Source organism: Leisingera sp. F5, from assembly GCF_001593695.1.
The window spans coordinates 1-1,114 of sequence record NZ_LUKH01001324.1 but is presented as its reverse complement, the minus strand read 5'-3'; the positions used below and the strand labels follow the sequence as shown (position 1 = coordinate 1,114).

General features: G+C 61.8%; 2 protein-coding genes. Both read right to left on the bottom strand.

What is annotated here, in order from left to right:
* A partial coding sequence (locus tag A2I95_RS41140; protein WP_291738045.1) for an aldehyde dehydrogenase family protein occupies nucleotides 1–643 on the bottom strand: 643 nt, incomplete at its 3' end.
* The coding region (locus A2I95_RS41135) for a thiamine pyrophosphate-dependent enzyme (protein WP_291738044.1) at nucleotides 640–1,114 on the bottom strand (475 nt) is incomplete at its 5' end. The genes A2I95_RS41140 and A2I95_RS41135, both read right to left, overlap by 4 nt.

Genomic DNA, 1,114 nt, shown 5'->3' with positions numbered 1-1,114 from the left:
AGCCGATGAAGGAGAAGAATCCGGCGCGGGCGTCGGTGATCATCTTCTCGGCTACGTCGTTGCTGCAGACCACTGAACGGCACCAGTCCTGCGGCAGCCCGGCCTCATGCAGCATGGCAACAAAGGTCTGGCACGACAGCGGCGTGTCCTGCGCCGGTTTCACAATCACCGGGCAGCCGGTGGCCACGGCGGGGGCGACCTGATGCACGATCAGGTTCAGCGGGTGGTTAAAGGCGCTGGCAGCCACCACCACGCCAATCGGCTCGCGCTGGGTAAAGGCGATGCGGCCCGCGCCGGCCGCGGTCAGGTCCATCGGGATTTCCCGTCCCGTCATCTGGCCGATCTCATGCACGCACAGTTCCACCCCGTCGATGGCGCGTTTGACCTCGACGCGGGCGTCCACCAGCGGCTTGCCGCCTTCGCTAGCGATCAAAAGGGCCAGCTCGTCAAACCGCGCCTCCATCAATCGGGCGGTTTTCCGCAGGATTTCAATGCGCTGATAGGCAGGCAGCCAGCCATCCCGCTGGCGAAACAACCCATGCGCGGTTTCCAGCATCGCATCTATTTGCGCCCAATCACTGGTCTCGACCGTGCCGATGCGTTCCAGGCTGTAGGGGTTCACGACTTCGACGGTTTTGGTCATATCAGACATACCTTTGCGGCCAGTTCATCAATCAGAACGCGCTGGTTTTCGCTGTAATCGACCGGCACGTCGATCAGATGCACGCCGCCTGCGGTAAAGGCTTTCTCAAACGTGGGCACCAGATCTTCGGTGCGCGCAATACGGTGGCCGGTGGCGCCGTAACTGTTTGCATACTGGACAAAATCCGGGTTGTTGAATTCCAGCCCCCAGTCGGCGAACCCGGCGTGCGCCTGTTTCCAGCGGATCATGCAATATGAGCTGTCGTTCAGCACCGTCACCACCAGGTTAAGGCCGAGCCGGACAGCGGTTTCCAGCTCCTGGCTGTTCATCATAAAGCCGCCGTCGCCGCAGATTGCCATCACCCGGCGGTCAGGGTTCAGCTGCGCCGCCATCATCGCCGAGGGCAGACCAGCGCCCATGGTCGCCAGTGCATTGTCCAAGAGCACGGTGTTGGGTTGATAGGCCTTGTAG